The 12,601-nt window shown below is 37.3% G+C and carries 16 protein-coding genes and 1 pseudogene; 5 read left to right on the top strand and 12 right to left on the bottom strand.

The features are described from left to right. Positions 1 to 40: 40 nt before the first annotated feature. Positions 41 to 187 carry a hypothetical protein gene (locus ACI48O_RS17525; protein WP_435563147.1) on the top strand — a complete coding sequence of 49 codons (147 nt, stop codon included), beginning with the start codon at positions 41 to 43 and terminating at the stop codon, positions 185 to 187. Between the two features lie 1,103 nt (positions 188 to 1,290). Here ACI48O_RS17525 and ACI48O_RS17530 read toward each other — a convergent pair. The 4 genes from ACI48O_RS17530 to ACI48O_RS17545 form a co-directional block, all read right to left on the bottom strand. Next, on the bottom strand, positions 1,291 to 1,908 hold the full coding sequence (locus tag ACI48O_RS17530) for a YitT family protein (protein ID WP_435563148.1): 618 nt from the start codon (positions 1,906 to 1,908) through the stop codon (positions 1,291 to 1,293). Positions 1,909 to 2,198: 290 nt separating this feature from the next. After that, positions 2,199 to 2,657, bottom strand: a complete 459-nt coding sequence (locus tag ACI48O_RS17535) for an N-acetyltransferase (RefSeq protein ID WP_435563149.1) — start codon at positions 2,655 to 2,657, stop codon at positions 2,199 to 2,201. 194 nt (positions 2,658 to 2,851) lie between these two features. Continuing rightward, positions 2,852 to 3,769, bottom strand: coding sequence for a CsxC family protein (locus ACI48O_RS17540; protein ID WP_435563150.1), 918 nt, complete (start codon positions 3,767 to 3,769; stop codon positions 2,852 to 2,854). A gap of 274 nt (positions 3,770 to 4,043) precedes the next feature. Further along, positions 4,044 to 4,943: a M15 family metallopeptidase gene (locus ACI48O_RS17545; protein WP_435563151.1), complete on the bottom strand. Its 900-nt coding sequence runs from the start codon at positions 4,941 to 4,943 to the stop codon at positions 4,044 to 4,046. A 229-nt stretch (positions 4,944 to 5,172) separates the two neighbouring features. On the opposite strand from ACI48O_RS17545, the pseudogene ACI48O_RS17550 reads away from it, so the two are divergent. After that, a pseudogene (locus ACI48O_RS17550) lies at positions 5,173 to 5,492 on the top strand (thiol-disulfide oxidoreductase DCC family protein). 150 nt (positions 5,493 to 5,642) lie between these two features. Here ACI48O_RS17550 and ACI48O_RS17555 read toward each other — a convergent pair. After that, on the bottom strand, positions 5,643 to 6,485 hold the full coding sequence (locus tag ACI48O_RS17555; protein WP_435563152.1) for an aldo/keto reductase: 843 nt from the start codon (positions 6,483 to 6,485) through the stop codon (positions 5,643 to 5,645). 260 nt (positions 6,486 to 6,745) lie between these two features. On the opposite strand from ACI48O_RS17555, the gene ACI48O_RS17560 reads away from it, so the two are divergent. Beyond that, positions 6,746 to 7,027: a DUF1292 domain-containing protein gene (locus ACI48O_RS17560; protein WP_435563153.1), complete on the top strand. Its 282-nt coding sequence runs from the start codon at positions 6,746 to 6,748 to the stop codon at positions 7,025 to 7,027. A 50-nt stretch (positions 7,028 to 7,077) separates the two neighbouring features. Here the strand turns inward: ACI48O_RS17560 and ACI48O_RS17565 are convergent, their stop codons facing one another. Both ACI48O_RS17565 and ACI48O_RS17570 read right to left on the bottom strand, forming a co-directional pair. Continuing rightward, positions 7,078 to 7,203 carry a DUF6254 family protein gene (locus ACI48O_RS17565; protein ID WP_435563154.1) on the bottom strand — a complete coding sequence of 42 codons (126 nt, stop codon included), beginning with the start codon at positions 7,201 to 7,203 and terminating at the stop codon, positions 7,078 to 7,080. Between the two features lie 105 nt (positions 7,204 to 7,308). Next, the gene (locus ACI48O_RS17570; protein WP_435563155.1) at positions 7,309 to 7,986 is read right to left on the bottom strand and encodes an LbetaH domain-containing protein; all 678 of its coding nucleotides are present in this window, start codon (positions 7,984 to 7,986) and stop codon (positions 7,309 to 7,311) included. A gap of 166 nt (positions 7,987 to 8,152) precedes the next feature. Here ACI48O_RS17570 and ACI48O_RS17575 point away from each other — a divergent pair, with 166 nt between their 5' ends. Further along, on the top strand, positions 8,153 to 8,842 hold the full coding sequence (locus tag ACI48O_RS17575; protein ID WP_435563156.1) for a YetF domain-containing protein: 690 nt from the start codon (positions 8,153 to 8,155) through the stop codon (positions 8,840 to 8,842). A 44-nt stretch (positions 8,843 to 8,886) separates the two neighbouring features. On the opposite strand, the gene ACI48O_RS17580 is transcribed toward ACI48O_RS17575, so the two are convergent. The 5 genes from ACI48O_RS17580 to ACI48O_RS17600 all read right to left on the bottom strand — a co-directional run bounded on the left by ACI48O_RS17580 (position 8,887) and on the right by ACI48O_RS17600 (position 11,851). Beyond that, positions 8,887 to 9,672 (bottom strand): NAD-dependent protein deacylase, encoded by a 786-nt coding sequence (locus tag ACI48O_RS17580; protein WP_435563157.1) that lies wholly within the window; start codon positions 9,670 to 9,672, stop codon positions 8,887 to 8,889. 101 nt (positions 9,673 to 9,773) lie between these two features. Next, positions 9,774 to 10,118 (bottom strand): hypothetical protein, encoded by a 345-nt coding sequence (locus ACI48O_RS17585; protein ID WP_435563158.1) that lies wholly within the window; start codon positions 10,116 to 10,118, stop codon positions 9,774 to 9,776. Between the two features lie 146 nt (positions 10,119 to 10,264). Further along, on the bottom strand, positions 10,265 to 10,714 hold the full coding sequence (locus ACI48O_RS17590; RefSeq protein ID WP_435563159.1) for a GNAT family N-acetyltransferase: 450 nt from the start codon (positions 10,712 to 10,714) through the stop codon (positions 10,265 to 10,267). 71 nt (positions 10,715 to 10,785) lie between these two features. Next, positions 10,786 to 10,980, bottom strand: coding sequence for a hypothetical protein (locus ACI48O_RS17595; RefSeq protein ID WP_435563160.1), 195 nt, complete (start codon positions 10,978 to 10,980; stop codon positions 10,786 to 10,788). Between the two features lie 391 nt (positions 10,981 to 11,371). Further along, on the bottom strand, positions 11,372 to 11,851 hold the full coding sequence (locus ACI48O_RS17600) for a CarD family transcriptional regulator (protein WP_435563196.1): 480 nt from the start codon (positions 11,849 to 11,851) through the stop codon (positions 11,372 to 11,374). 260 nt (positions 11,852 to 12,111) lie between these two features. Between ACI48O_RS17600 and ACI48O_RS17605 the strand changes: the two genes are divergently transcribed. Then, on the top strand, positions 12,112 to 12,531 hold the full coding sequence (locus ACI48O_RS17605; protein ID WP_435563161.1) for a GtrA family protein: 420 nt from the start codon (positions 12,112 to 12,114) through the stop codon (positions 12,529 to 12,531). The last annotated feature ends 70 nt before the right edge of the window (positions 12,532 to 12,601 follow it).

Raw genomic sequence — 12,601 nt, forward strand, 5'->3', positions numbered from 1 at the left:
TCTATCCATGCATATACATCAAGAAAAGGAGGGATTTTTCTTGGCTTATTTATGGGTAATAACCATTGGATTTATTTTTTGTCTTGGAATGGTGGGCGGTTCGCTGTTTTTTGTTTTAAGGTCAACACTAAATCCTGAAGATGCAACCAAGATTGATTTAAATGACTCTCCTAAAAAATTAAATTGATTGTACAGAATGGAGGCTGCCTGAGCTTTGGCGGTCTCTTTTTTCATTTTTTTAAAAGGGAGAATACTAGAATGAAGAGTGTAATTTTTAGAATTGGGTTGAAGGAACAGGGTTGAAGAGCGGGAATATGTCCTTTTAGCGAGCTTATGTAGGACAAAATTAGGCTTGAGACGCGGGAATATGTCCTTGAGACGGCTTATCAAGGACAAAACTAGATGAAAGACGCGAGAAAATGTCCTTGAGCGAGCTTATCAAGGACAAAACTAGATGAAAGACGCGAGAAAATGTCCTTGAGCGAGCTTATCAAGGACAAAATCTGGCTTGAGACTCGAGAAAATGTCCTTGAGCGGGCTTATCAAGGACAAAATCAGATGAAGTACGCGAGAAAATGTCCTTGAGACGGCTTATCAAGGACAAAATCAGATGAAAGACCAGGAAAAATGTCCTTGAGACGGCTTATTAAGGACAAAAACAGATGAAGTACGTGAGAAAATGTCCTTGAGCGGGCTTATCAAGGACAAATTCAGGCTTGAGACACGAGAAAATGTCCTTGAGCGGGCTTATCAAGGACAAAATCAGATGAAGTACGCGAGAAAATGTCCTTGAGACGGCTTATCAAGGACAAAAACAGATGAAGTACGCGAGAAAATGTCCTTGAGACGGCTTATCAAGGACAAATTCAGGCTTGAGACACGAGAAAATGTCCTTGAGCCGGCTTATCAAGGACAAAATCAGATGAAGAACGCAGAAAAATGTCCTTGAACAGGTTTATCAAGGACATATCTTAAATTAAAAATAAAAAATGCCGCCAAATGCAGCGACATCCATTACTTCCCTTACTTGTTTCTGCACTTTTTGCAGACTTTAACGACCAGCTTAGTCTCAGTTTTATAGGGATACAAAAGTTTAATTCGTTTTGTCCCGCACAGAGGGCATTCCCCTCTTCCTCTTGAAGGCAGATTATTTAATGTTTTACCCCGATATCTCTTTGCCATCTCCATCCATCCCTAATTCATAATTATTCTTGATATAGTAAATGATAAGATGGATGAATAATTGATAGGCATTTTATAGATATTGCATTGACTAGTTATAAATATGGGTTAATGCTGTATCGAAAAATCAATTGTTCGATAAGCGATGAAAAATGTAGCTAATGAATAAATGAACTCCCTCAGTCCAAAAACGAAAATCGAGCTTCCAAAAATAAAAATGTTCATTATCATGACAAATTGCCCAATTGAAAAACCGGACCGTTTACTTAATAAAATGGCGATGACTTCAGTCCCATCCAGTGATCCGCCAAATCGAATTATGACCCCGACACCTAGTCCCAATAGAAATCCTCCAATAAGAATTACCAGTACAGGATCATCTGTTAAAGCAGGATAAGGTTCGAGAACATTCGTACCCGTCGCAAGAACAAGAATGGCATACAGACTTAGCAGAAGAAACCTTATTCCAAGGTAAAAACTTCCGATTATTAAGAAAGGCGCGTTTAGAATAAACAAAAGTGTTCCCACTTTTAAACTCCAAATATGCGAAAGTAAAATGGCAATCCCAACAATTCCTCCATCTATTACAAAGTTTTTCATTAAAAAAAATTGCAATGAGATTGCAACAAGCGCAGCTCCACAAGATATGAAAAAACTTCTTAGGAAAAGTGAAATATGACCTGTTCTATTTTGATTACTGTAAAAGGTTACACGGTCCTTGTACATATAGTACCCCTTAATCACCATAGTGTAGTTCTAATATTTTCCAAGAAATCTTTTGTAATAAATATATTCAAAATAATAAGGAAAATACCGTTGGGATGGACATGGGGTCGAAGGTCCTATTTTCTTGAATGTTTAAAGTGGATTAGGGGCCTTCCAGCTGTACTTAGAAAAAAACACTCACTACTAAGTGAGTGCTTTGTTTTCATTCTTGGTTCTTTGAATGAAATTCGTTTTGTAATTAGTTAGGCATGTATTTACCTGGTTATCTCGTATTTTTTCAACTCTAGTTATCACTTAACATAGTAAACCATTGCAATTTCATCACAACTAGGCATTTTTGGACAATTGATACAGTCGCTCCATACTTTTTGAGGCATACTATCTTTAACAGTAACCTCAAACCCGCATTTTTGGAAAAATTCTACTTGGTAAGTTAATGAGATAAGGCGATCAATTTCGATGCGCTTTGCTTCCTCGACAATTTGATCGACCAGAAGCTTTCCTATTCCCTTCTTCCCCATTTTCGGGTCCACCACAAGTGAACGGATTTCTGCTAATTGATGATCAAAAATAGTTAAGCTTGCGCAGCCAACCACTTGCTCGTCGATGACAGCGACAAACATGGCTTGGATATTTTGATAGAGTGATTCTATCGTTCTAGGAAGTAATACTTTTTGTTCGGCATATCCTGTAATTAATTCATGTATAGCTTCTATATCGGGAACCTTTGCTTTTCTAATTTCGACCATCATTCTCACCTTTGTTTATTAATTATTTTTAATTGTGTATTAAATCAACTACTAATATTTAATCACAAAACTGAATAATTATAAACAAATATTTAATAATTCTTGATCCCGAAAACTGAACTTTACCGCATTAAAGCAACGGGGGACAGTCCCCCGTTGCTTTAATGCGGTGATGGGGAGCTGTCCCTATAAGTTTAGTATTCCCAGTCTTTACCTTTATGTTTGTGGTCATGACCATCAATTTCTACCTGTTGCTTTTGAAGTACTTTAAATGTTAATTCTAGAACCATTTTTTCTTCAATTTTCTTGAATGTGCCTTCTTCAAACGGTGCATCTACCCATTCATCATCTTTTCCATATACTTTACCCATTTCACGATCTAGAGCTTCATCGTATTCGATGAAATGGCTGGATAATAATTCGCAAAATGGTAGTTCGTTGAAGACCTCTCCACTAATTTGGTCAAATTGTGAAAGATCCGCAGATAATAAGTGCTCTTTGTCTGAGAAGCCTTTTGGCAAGTCATTCTTTGCAAAGTAAGTGAATTCATGGCGATCAGGATTTTTACTAAATTGAGGAAGATTAATAAAATCGATTTCCGTTACCGTTTCAAATGGAACATCAACTGTTAAAGAGCGAATCGATGAGATTACACCATGACGGTAAGAACTTCTTGGAGATGCATACTGAATGTTTTTACGAACAAATCCTTTGATAAAGAGCTTGTTTGTTGGTAACAATAAACGACATTGTGTAAGCTTTAAATTTTTCTTAACTGCCTTAATTTCCAGAACTGGTTCAGGAAAATGGATTTTAGCCGACATATCAATCTGAACAGTAGCTTCTCCTAATACTACTGGAACTTTAACAACGGCTTTTTTAATGGATTTCGGTTTTTGTGGTTTGTTTTTGGAAATCGGCAGTACTGAATTGACATCCTTTTTGATCGATTCGTAAGAGTAAGAATCCTTTGAACTAGGGTAATACGGCTTATTTTTGTTGGAGGAATCCTCCGATTTGCTGCCACTATCCTTGTGCTTGTCGTAGTGTTTGTTATCATGCTGCTTGTCGTGGTGCTTATCGTAGTGTTTATCGTAATTTTTATCGAACATATTATCAGACCTTCCCTGTTGTATTTTTACTCTAATACTATATGTATCTTTTTTAACAGGGTTTGTGCTTTTCCACATGGTTATTAGCCTATTTTGTAAAATTCAGTAAATCGTGCACTGCTGAAATTTTGGTAGCCCGCACCACACATCCTCCCTTCACCGCACTACCGTGCCGGGGGACAGTCCCCCAGCACGGTAGTGTGGTGAAGGAAATGGGACTGATGCTCAGGTTTTTTCGGAGCGTCAGTCCCATTTGGTTTAATTTATGAATTGGTTATTTGCTTACTGGTACCGCGTTGAAGTATTCTTCCAAGGTTATGCTGCGGCCCATTATATCTGCGGCAATGGATTTCCCTACATAACGGAGATGCCAAGGCTCATATTTATACCCGGTTATCGCCTCTTTTCCGTTTGGATATCGGATAATAAACCCAAATTCCTCCGCATGAGCTTGAAGCCAGTTGGCCTCCGCTGTGCCACCGAAACAGTCCTGAGCTGCACATCTTCCATCACCTCCGGTCACATCAATCGCGAGCCCTGTTTCGTGCTCACTTGTTCCTGGAAGTGCACTGTAGGTTCTGGCCTTTTCATAGCCATCCTTACTTACATAATAATTAAACAACGAAACTTGTGTTGCATGAGAGCGATAGCCTGACACTCCCAAAAGATTAACCCCTTGGGCCTTTGCGCCCGCAAATAGCTGGGCAATCGCTGCGGCCGCTTCGCTTCTAAGCTTTCGTTTTTCAGCGGTTGCACTAGAGACAAACGGAATCGTAGTAGTGACCAAATCTTTTGGTGCGTACCCATCAGGAAGTTTAAAATGCTTGTTAACTAATACAGGAATACTCTCCGGTTGAGCAACCACTGCAATCCCATCATCATTTTGGTTTTGAGCTGGTGGTGCAGGTGTTGTCGGTTGATCTGGCGCAGGAGATTGTGATTTCACTGGAGTTTTATCCGTTTTTTGGTCAGGCGTCGCAGCCTGCTGATCTTCAGCATTTTGCTTATTCTGATTTTCTTGAACTGTCTCTTTCGTTTTGGTATCAGATTGCTGAGTTTTTGAACCGGAGGTTTGCTGGTTTATATCGGTATCAACGATCTGTTTTCCCTCATTACATCCTGCTAAAAATAAAAACAGAAAAAAACAAAATACTAATGCTGGTGTTTTTCTCATAATTAAACTTCCTTTATCGATATATTTCCAATCAAACGACTTATTTTGTGATATTAAATTCCTATTATTAGACGAAATTCAACACTTAAGAGTTTCATTTCATTAGCCATTTTTGTTTTTTGAGTTAAAATTAAGTGCATAACTGTTTAACTGAGAAGGTGGTCCCGTGAAACGAATTATCTTATTTGACGGTGTTTGCAATCTTTGCAACGCAAGTGTTCAGTTTATTATTAAAAGAGATCCCAATGGATATTTCCAGTTTGCATCACTTCAAGGAAAACCGGACAAAAATTAATCGAAGAATATCGGATTGATAAAGACCTCAATAGTCTCATTTTAATAGAAAACGAGAAATACTATACAAAGTCTCGGGCAATATTTAAGATTTGCAGTAAGTTAAAATGGCCCTGGAAAGCATGTTCCGTCCTATCACTCATCCCCAAATTTATGACCGATTATTGTTACGATATTATCGCAAAAAATCGCTATAAATGGTTTGGGGAACAAGAGTCTTGTATGCTTCCATCTCCAAAAACAAAAAATAGGTAAAACCTTCACACCTGATTGAAGAATACCACAGTTGGAATTTGTTCGGAATAGTCAAAATTTCACAAAAAATCACAAATACTGTCAATCTCACTTAAACAACCAATAAAAAGGCCTCCGCTCTATGTAAAGATCGAAGGCACTACTCGATAATTATTCCGTAAATCCATTCATCATCGTGTCAGGATTGGACCCAACCCGCTCATTTTTGTTCAAACCATTAATTTTCTCCATGTCCTCAGGTGATAGTTCAAAATTAAAGATATCAGCATTTTCAATGATCCGATGCTCTTTGATCGATTTCGGAATCGTCACTACACCGTTTTGAAGATCCCAACGCAAGATGATTTGAGCAACTGATTTTTGATATTTCGCTGCAATTTCACTTAAGGTAGGTTCATCTAGAAGTTGCCCCTGCTTAAGTGGAGACCATGCTTCGAGTTGTATCCCTTCCTTCTTACAAAAATCAACAAGCTCTTTCTGAGCTAAATGTGGATGGTACTCCACTTGGTTAACCATCGGTTTTATCTCAGCATCGCTAAGTAAGTCTTGCAAATGATGAACATGAAAATTACTTACGCCAATCGCACGAACACGGCCATCCTTATATAACTTTTCGAGCGCTTTCCATGTTTCCTTATATTTGTTCTTTCCTGGCCAATGAATTAAATACAAATCTAAATAATCCATTCCAAGTTTCTTTAAGCTTGTATCAAAAGCTTGAAGGGTGGACTCATATCCTTGATCAGAATTCCAAACCTTAGAGGTAATAAACAAATCATCTCGTGAAACTCCAGATTCACGAATCCCTTGTCCCACTCCCTCTTCATTTTGATAGATGGCGGCAGTATCTATACTGATATAACCATTTTTTATGGCAGCTTTAACAGCCTCAATGACTTCTGTACCTTCTTGTACTTTAAATACGCCTAATCCAAACCATGGCATTTTCACGCCGTTATGTAATGTTGTTGTATCCTGCAGACTTTTTGGCATATGTTCTCCTCCAATATGACTTTTTGTTCAATTCACCACCATTATCTTCCTCAAAAGAAGAAAAGGTATACCAAGTTTACCACTTGATATATCTTTTATAAACTATTTTGAAATAACTATTTTCAAAATTAACAATCATTTCTATCTAAACTTTAAAATCCCCTTTATATTCCAATGAACCATTATAAATTTGTATTAAATGTCCCATTTATGGGATGATAGTTTATAGGTCTTTCCATTTTAGGAAAAAAGAAAGGGGAATGAATATGGATAAAATTGAAGTCGGCGAAGTTTTTAGCATTGAAGATCATGAAGGAACTGAACAAGAAGTCGAGGTGCTTGGTACTATCGAAATCGAAGGTACTGAATACGTCGCTGTTGGCTTTGTCGAAGATATTCAAAACGAAAACGAAGAAGAGGATATCGATATTTTCTTTTTAAAAGTGGATGAAGAAGGCGAATTGGCGGCAATCGAATCAGATGAGGAATTCGAAAAAGTGTCAACTGCTTTTGATGATATTTTATACGAAGACGAAGAGTAAACCAAAAATGGACCAAGATCATTACAATCTTGGTCCTCCTTGTTTAATGATCATTTATTTTTATTTTTTCCCACTTCATCTGCTATTTGTTCTAATGACTTTATCTTCCCATGCGGATGCTGGGCTTCCTTGCGAACTCTCCACAATCGTTCTGCTTCATGCTTAGATTGACTCATTGTAATGTCCCCTTTTAAAAAATTAATCAGTAATAGATTAACCTTAATGCGGGTTGGCATGCTTTTAAAAAAATGCCATTTTTTTAATTCAATAAAGAGGCCATCTTAATCATTATAAGGAATTCCACATGAGCAACACTTCTTCCCAAAATGCACATGATAGGACGCAGGAAATTCCTGATTCACCCGCTGAACTTCCTGTGAAAATGCTTTATTTTCTTTTGGTATTTGAGAAAGAGAATCGGCTTTCTCTTGCGTGTCTATGTGCGCGCCAGGCGGAACAAAGCGGTTGGCAGCAATCCTGACCCCATTTGTCACAACCGAGTTAATCGAAATGAAAGCCCCCTCTCCAACCAAAGCATTATATACAATCGAATTAAAGCCAACAAAAACCCTGTCACCAATAAAGCAGGGACCGTGGATAAGCGCCCCATGTGCAATCGTAACTTCATTTCCTACGAAAATAGAGTATTTTTTTCCAGCATAAGAAATGAGTTTATTTAACAAACCATGAAAGACGACATGATCTTGAATATTCGTATTGGAACCAATGACAAATGGTGTCCCTTCATCGGCGCGGATACTCACATTAGGGGCAATAAAAACATTGCTGCTCACTGTAACATCACCAATTACGCTTGTGAACGGACTAAGATATGCGGTCTTATCAATATTTGGGTAAATTTGATTTTTGTTAAAAGAAGTAATAGGATTGGCACTTATAAATGGTTGATAACAATCATTATCCTTTTCCATCGTTTTAAAGTGGACTTTCTCCTGCAAATGGATCATCCCTCATCAACTTTAGTTTTGATACTTTATGTAGGTACATCCGTAAGTGAAACCAATATTGATTAAAATTACAAACAGAATCATTTGTACATTTTCCACTGATAATTTGTTCCTCAATTGGGAAAAATAAACACAAAACTTGGTAAAGAGGCTTTATATGGAAACGATTATCACAACTTCGATTCGCACCTTAATTGGCTTTTTCGTTTTGCTTTTTTTAACAAGAATGCTTGGTAAAAAGCAATTGAGTAATATAACCTTCTTCACTTATATTACAGGAATTGCACTTGGTAATATTGCAGGAGATATGGTGGTTCATCGTGATATTAAACTGATCGATGGAGTAACCGGATTAACCCTTTGGTCGATTCTTACCTTAATGATTGAGTACGTAAGCCTAAAATCTCCTAAAGCCCGTGTGATTTTGGACGGAGAACCGTCGATCATTATAAAAAAGGGAAAAATACTTGAAAAGGTGATGGCAGCTAATAAATTAAACATGGACGATATCAGCATGCTGTTAAGAGCTAAAAACATTTTTTCCGTAGCAGAAGTCGATTACGCCATCCTTGAGCCAAACGGACAGCTCAGTGTTCTTAAAAAGGCAGAGCAAGAACCTGTGACGAAAAAGGATGCAAACATCCCAATCACACCGCGAAAATACATACCGTCAGAATTGATTGTTGACGGAAAAATTGTGCAAAGTAATTTGAAGGAGCATAATTTAAAAGAAGAATGGCTTATGAACCAACTTAACAAGCTGGGTGTGAAAAATGTAAAGGAAGTGTTTTACGCCGAATTGCAGGCTGATGGGAAGATTAATGTTGATAAAAAGGCACAAAATTAATAAAAGGACCGGATTGGTCCTTTTTTGGTTTTAAACGTTGTGCTTTATTTCAACCGACTATAAAGAAGTTGTTCGTCCATCATTTGCAGAGTTTTTCCGATAGATTCTTGAATAACATATGTATTCGGTTCAAAGTCATATGAGGTTTTCCCCTTGTTGACAATGATAACCGGAGCCTCTGGACCTCGGTCACGTGGGAATGTTGAAAAAGGTGTGACCTTTAAGCTCGATCCTAATACCATTACACAATCAGCTTGTTGGATAATACTTGAAATCGTATTAAATCCTTCATAGGTAAACCATAAACCCGCATCGCCAAATAAGACAACGTCTGGTTTAATATAGTGATCCTCTGGATATTTCGTTTCACAATGATCGCAAACGTAAAAATCCTTCATTGAATTCTTTCTATTAACCATTTCATCTGCAGTATACAATTTTGAACAGTTCAAACAAGAGGCTGTTTTCATCGTCCCGTGGAATTCAATGACGTTTTTACTTCCCGCTTTTTGATGTAATCCATCTATATTCTGGGTAATAATATGTTTTACCTTGCCTTCATGTTCCCATTTAGCCAAAATTTCATGCCCGATATTGGGAGCAGCATCTGGATAGTATAAATTTTCAAAAGCAAATTGGTAAAAGTTTTGGGGATGTTGAAAAAAATAATCTATTGATAAGATCTCTTCAGGTGTATTTTGATAAATCCCACTACGGGACCGAAAATCCGGTATTCCAGACTCAGTACTGATTCCTGCTCCTGTTAATACAACGATATTTTTTGAATTTGTGATGATGGAGGTACATTCCTTCATTTTTTTGTCGACCATAAATAACTCTCCAAACCATTGTGTTTTTTTATTATTCCAAAACAAGGATAGAGGCCATCGAGATACCTCGACAGCCTGAGCTCAACATGATTTATTATAAACTAATTCAGTGGGTTTTCGTTTGGTTTTTCTTGAGAAAAATTATTATTGGTATTGCCGCTATTATGATTAGCTGAAGCGCCTGGCTTCGGCGTTATCTCCTCAGCAAACTCTGTTAATCCAGCAAAGTTAGGCATTCCAGCGTTTTTTGTTTGTTGGAAATTTTGCATTAACCCTTGGAGCTTGGTTGTTCTGTCGTTTCGATTTTGATTTCTCCCCATAAAATAGGTAGCAGCACTCATCCCAAGTCCAATAAGGGATGCCCACATAATACCTCGATTATTTCTTCTACGGCCAAAACCATTTTTGCTTAGATTAATCAGCATTTTCATCCAATTATTATTCACATTCATCACATCCCTTAATTCATTTTTTCACTGCATCACAAAGATTATTTTTTTCTGATGAAGTGTGAATTATGCTGGAATGATTAAACATTAAGAAATTTTATTTGATTTTGCAATAAAAGATGGGCTGAATGGACAAATTACTTTTAAATATTTGCCCGGGTTATTTCCATGAACATTTCAGGTTTTTTCAATGGTTTAAACCCATATTGCGCATATAACGAATGAGCATCATTTGTTGCGAGCATAAATCTGCGGACGTTCATGAGCTCAGGGTGTTGGATAATAACACTTAATAACCATTTAGAAAGTCCCCGTCCCCGGTAATTCGGAAGGACAAATACATCACAGAGATAGGCAAAGGTCGTTAAGTCTGATACCACCCTAGCAAATCCAACTTGATCTTTCTGCCCATTTTCATCCTCTCGATAAATCCCAAAGCAGAAGGAGGAGTTTTCGATTGATTTTTCAATTGTTTCTCGTGACCGTCCCTTTGCCCAATAGGATTCATTTGTCAAAAAGTTATAAATTACATTTACGTTTAACCAATCTTTCTTTGTTGATATAATAAATTCGTTTTCTTTCCAAATAGTCATAGAATGTTCTCCTCCTAAACTAACCATATAATAAAAAAGGAGTGCGACAAAATTGTCACTCTCCGGGCTCGCTAAAACAATCCGTTACTATGATCATTTTTTATGTTATGCATATGAGATTCAATATAAACGCGTTCTGATTCTGAAACGTGTTTTGCATTTTCCTCTGGGTTTAAGTCGGTAATGCCCCTTCTTTTATACATCCAATCAACAGTAGCACCAAGCGCTAATAATACTCCACTTAGAATAAGAATGAACAAAATCATTTTATCACCCCGATAAATATTTCAGGTATATTCATCATTAACGTTCACTTATATATATTCGTTATTCTAATAAAATTCCCTGCTAAGAGATATGAGTTCAATCAAAATTTTACCAAATATTACAATCCGACTAACCTAATTTAGCAGCTGAATTTTTTAAATAAAGGCTGTGTTAAATTGGACTGTTGATTTCCGCTCCAGGTGCTCCCTTTCCGCGGGGGAGTCCTGGAGCCTCCTCGGCGCAAGCGCCTGTGGGGTCTCCCGTGACACCTTCTCCCGCAGGAGTCTCGCACCTGCAGCGAAGATCAACAAAGTGCTGAAAATCAACATTGTTCTTTAACACAGCCTAAATGCAAAAAAAAAAAGCCTTTCAGCTAATTTTTATTTTACGTTATGAGGATATTTTTTCGTTTAGAAAATCTAATGCTTGTATATCTGTAATCCCCTTTACTAACCCAAGCTCGCTAATAAAAATTCTTCGGGCGTTTTCGAGCATTTGTCTTTCACTGGAATTAAGCGTTTTTTCCTTGTTCATCCGCATTAAATCTCGAACTACTTCGGCTCCATCCTGCATTTCACCAGTTTTCATTTTCTCCATGTTCGTCTTATACCGTTCCTTCCAGGATAGGGAACGATCCGATTCTCCATTAAAGAAAATGTCTAAAATATTTTCGAGCGCTGGTTTATCTACAACCATCCTCATTCGTGAACTTTCTGCTTTGGCCATTGGAATCATAATTTGCATGTTACTAATAGGCATTTTAATAACATAGTACTTCTGCATCTTTCCAAGGACTTCCTTATCTTCTATGGCCTCAATGACTCCTGCCCCCTGCATAGGATACACAACGTTATCACCGATATTAAACAGATCATCCACCTCCGTATTACTTACTTATTAAGGGTAACACAGATGAAAAAAATAATCAAATTTTATATATTACCATTAAATAATTAAATCTGTCAATATTTATTTTAACAAAAAGACCCATTTTTCGAGAAGACGAAGCTGATCTGCCCAAAAGCATGAGTTTACCTTAAATTTAGTATCTTCCGACTGAATTTTTGCTTCAATTTTTACATTAATGGAAATAGTAATGGAGAACCGTATTTCTTCAGGGAGGTGTAATGATGGGCACTTCTTTTTTTCGTTTTTTATTGGTCGGAATCGTAAACACTTTGGTCGGTTTAACAGCAATGTATGTTCTTCACCATATTGGAGGTCAGTCCTATTGGGCTTCTACTTTTGTTGGAAACACAATTGGCGCGATTGTCAGCTATTTTCTCAATCGAACATTTACGTTTAAAAGCAACTCCCCTATCGGAAAAAGCGCGATTCGCTTTATGTTCGTTATTTTTGTGTGCTATTTTATTTCCTATTCCCTTGGTAAGCATCTAACAACAATCGCATTCGATTTCTTCCCCATTCTTTCAGGTTCCTTTAGAACAGATCTAGCGATATTATTTGGTACTGGTTTCTATACAATCACCAATTACTTTGGTCAAAAGCTGTTTGTATTTTCAGTAGTACCGTCTGAAATAAGAACGTAATGAGTATGCTCTGAAAAATAACCCTCGTTTCCTTCACATAGTGGACTTCCCTCATCTCATAAAGTAAATG

It is taken from the genome of Neobacillus terrisolis (assembly GCF_051233475.1).
Lineage (GTDB): Bacteria > Bacillota > Bacilli > Bacillales > Cytobacillaceae > Bacillus_BU.